Origin of the sequence: uncultured Cetobacterium sp. (assembly GCF_947038635.1) — a bacterium.
GTDB lineage: Bacteria > Fusobacteriota > Fusobacteriia > Fusobacteriales > Fusobacteriaceae > Cetobacterium_A.
Window position 1 is genome coordinate 1 of the sequence record NZ_CAMQXC010000168.1, and the last position, 3466, is coordinate 3466.

The window sequence follows — 3466 nt, forward strand, 5'->3', positions numbered from 1 at the left end:
GTCTCGTGGGATCGGAGATGTGTAAAAGAAAAAGATTTAAAAGATATTAATACAGTTACTAAATTACAGCTAGATAATATAAACTTTATTGTACCTCAAATATTAAAAGATGTAGATTCTAATAAAATTGTTGAAGTTGAAAATCAACTAAACAATCTTTTAGCAACTATTGTTAAAGAAATCGAAGATATTCTTGAGGAAATTAAAAACAAAATTCCTCCACAACACTTTAAAGATTTCGAAGTTGGATTTATAAATATTCTTAAAACTGATTTAGATTCTGCTCAATCTTTATTCGATAAAATTGTTTCAGGTAACGCAAAGTTTACAGATAAAGAAACTAAAATTTTAAATGGATTGAAAGAATCTATTAATAAAGTAGAAAATACTGTAAATAATAGAGATAACCAAGCTTACATCTCTGTTTTAAGCATGATTGAAAAATCTTTAGAGCAACTTGAGCAAGATATGAAAACTATCAGTTCAAATATAACAGCTGAAAAAATAGAGTCTACAAAAACTTTAATAAAATCTACAACTGATACTTCATATAAATCTTTAACGAGCTTCTTATCTAATATGACTCCTGAAAATTTAGCAAATAACAAAGAAGTTGTTAATCAAAAAATAGAAGAAATTTTAGATAGATATGTTAAAGCTATCAAAATAATCTCTCCTTCAATACCTGATGAAAAACTTTCTAATATGAGAGAAAAGGTTAAAAATATACTAGCTAAAGAATATGAATCTTTCTGTATATCAAATAACAATTAAATGAAACAAAAAAATGTAGCTTAACAGCTACATTTTTTATTTCTGAAAAAGATCTCTATACTCCTTAGGACAAATTCGTTCATATTTTTTAAAAACTTTTGTAAAATAGCTACTATCTTCAATTCCTATTTCATTTGATATTTCTGATAAAGACTTACTTGTAATCTCTAAAAAGTGTTTAGCTTTTTCAATCTTTTTTATAAGAACATACTCCTTAAAAGTTTTTCCTGTTTCTCTTTTAAAAACCCTGCTAAATTGAGAAATACTCAAATTACATAATGCGGCTACATCTTCTAAATGAATATTTTCTCTAATATTTTCATTTATATAAGTCACTGCTGAAGAAATTTGAGAATGACTATACTCAACTCTTTCCTCTTTTATATTATTTTCAATAATATGATTATACCATTTCTTACTTTTAATACAATCACTTATATAAACTGATGTATAATGTAAAATACTTGCAATACTTTGGAGTTCATTATATTTCACCTTTTTTAAAAATCCATAATTTTCAACAATTTTCTTTATATTAAATTCTTTCCCTACGTTTTCAACCAAAATATCTTCTAATTCAAATGTTTCTTCATCTTCCAAAAGAATTTGTCCAACTAAAAATGCACCTATTAGCTCACTTTGATAAATAATAGGTATTATCATATCAACTAATCCAGCGTGGCATCTATAAATATATGGTTTTAATGATAAAAATGCTTTACTTAAAGCCTTTACATCGCATTTTTCACAAAACGAACTAAGTTCTTTATTTTTTCTAAAAATTTTACAAAACTCTGAGTAGTTACTTTTTTCTGTTAAATAATTGCCTTCATCATCTACAATCACTACGGCCATTTTAGTCATATCTACTATCTCTTCCTGAATTTTTAATAGTTCTTTTTTATATTTATGAAGCATACCTCACACCTTTCGTTTCATTATACTTTTATTAAAGGTAATCCCTTTAATACTCTAGCTGCATTTTGACCAAAAACCCTTAAATATTTTTTAGAACTTCCAATATTTTCTTTCAAAATATACTCTTTTGTATATTTTTTTTGATTTAAAAATATTTCACCATCTGAATTAATGCCTATCCCTATTTCAAACCTTCCATTTACATAAAACTCTTTATCTATTTTTTTTTCTTCTAAAAACTTTAAAATATAAGGAACTCCCTCTTCTTCTATTCCAAAAAATATCTCTTCTATATCAATTATATTTATAACATTTGAACATACTATATCTATTCCAGTTTTTAGCACTCTCTATCACCTAAAACCAAACCTGTCGCTACAGCATTTCTAGGTCCTTCTATTCCTCTTATATTTCCGCAACCAGCAACTACACCATATTTAGAAAGAGCTTCCGTTATCATCTCTGGTATTTCAAAATCAAGAGCTGATCCACCTACAATTATTACAAACTCAAAATCTCTAATATTTTTAGTTAAAGATATTTTTTTTAAGGCTCTCTTTGAATTTGTTACAAAAACTCTTCTTTTACTCTCTCTCCTAATATCTCTAATTCTTTCTAAAGTATTTTGAATATCTATTGGAATAAGCTCACCATTTTTTACTAATACATTTTTTGCATATATGCTCGGTGATAAAGGCTCATTAAAAAACTGTACACTTCCATCTTCATACCTTATATGAAAAAAAGACTCTACTTTTGCTAGTGGATATTTTTTAATATCTTCAGCTAAATTAAAATTTTCAATTCCAAGTTCTTTTTGAATTAATAAAGTCACCATATTTCCTGCACCAGCTAAATGAGTATGAGCTTTTCTTCCAAATTTATCTATGCTACAAGCATCTGTTGATCCAGCTCCAATATCAATTATAGCCAATGGCTTTCCTGTTCCTGGAGTAGTTAAAGCTCCTTTTATAGCCATATCTGCTTCTACACCACCAACTTCAACTTCTATACCTAATTCACTTTTTATTAATCTTGCTAAGTTTTCCATTTGATTTTTTTCAGTTCCTACCATTACTGCTAATCCCACAGCATTTTCAAGCATAAATTCACCAGCTAAACCACCTTTTATTCTCTGAGGAACAAAGGTGTCAACTGCTAGTAAATCCTTTATTTTTATATCTTCTATATTTTCTCCTGTAAATTTACTCATTGTATTTTTTACATTTCTTAACATTCCACCAACATTTGTTCCATCTTCTCCAAAAATATCTTGAACATTTAAAAAAGATATCTTTTCCATAATTTTTTCGGCACCCTCTTGTATGCCTACCTCTTCAGTTGTTTTACAACCTTTTATGTAGATATTTCCAGCTGGAATAATTTTTTCTTTTACATCTCCTTGAGGAGTTTTTATTACAACACCTGATCTATTTCCTATAAGAGCTTTTGATAAAGGAACCACTTTTTTTGTTTCTTCTGAGGTTAAATTAAAAATTGTTGCTATTCCATATGGATTTGAAATTTTTTCAATAACCCTTCCCTTTTCAGCTACTTCAATACAGCATTTAACACCTAAAGGTATTTTTTCAATTAGTTGAACTTCATCAACTATTGGAATTTTTATTAGTAATCTATTATTTACAAGAACACCATCATCTCTTTGTAAAATAGCTCCCTTTATTTTTACTCCTCTATTTATTTCAGAATTTAAAATTTTTGCTATTTCTAAAAAATTTTTATCTTTATTTGCTATAACAATATACTCTGCATC

The 3466-nt window shown here is 27.2% G+C and carries 4 protein-coding genes; 1 reads left to right on the forward strand and 3 read right to left on the reverse strand.

Features of this window, described 5'->3' with window-relative positions; all coding sequences use genetic code 11:
* The coding region (locus tag Q0V08_RS11125; RefSeq protein WP_297434775.1) for a hypothetical protein at positions 1–774 on the forward strand (774 nt) is incomplete at its 5' end.
* A 36-nt stretch (positions 775–810) separates the two neighbouring features.
* On the opposite strand, the gene Q0V08_RS11130 is transcribed toward Q0V08_RS11125, so the two are convergent.
* From Q0V08_RS11130 to Q0V08_RS11140, 3 genes are all read right to left on the reverse strand, one after another.
* Positions 811–1692, reverse strand: coding sequence for a PocR ligand-binding domain-containing protein (locus Q0V08_RS11130; protein ID WP_297434777.1), 882 nt, complete (start codon positions 1690–1692; stop codon positions 811–813).
* Positions 1693–1712: 20 nt separating this feature from the next.
* Positions 1713–2039, reverse strand: a complete 327-nt coding sequence (locus Q0V08_RS11135) for a glycerol dehydratase reactivase beta/small subunit family protein (protein WP_297434779.1) — start codon at positions 2037–2039, stop codon at positions 1713–1715.
* The coding region (locus Q0V08_RS11140) for a diol dehydratase reactivase subunit alpha (RefSeq protein WP_297434780.1) at positions 2033–3466 on the reverse strand (1434 nt) is incomplete at its 5' end. The genes Q0V08_RS11135 and Q0V08_RS11140, both read right to left, overlap by 7 nt.

What these genes read in the sequence shown, in the direction of transcription:
- Q0V08_RS11130 (WP_297434777.1), bottom strand. Translation starts at nt 1,692, where the DNA reads ATGCTTCATAAATATAAAAAAGAACTATTAAAAATTCAGGAAGAGATA.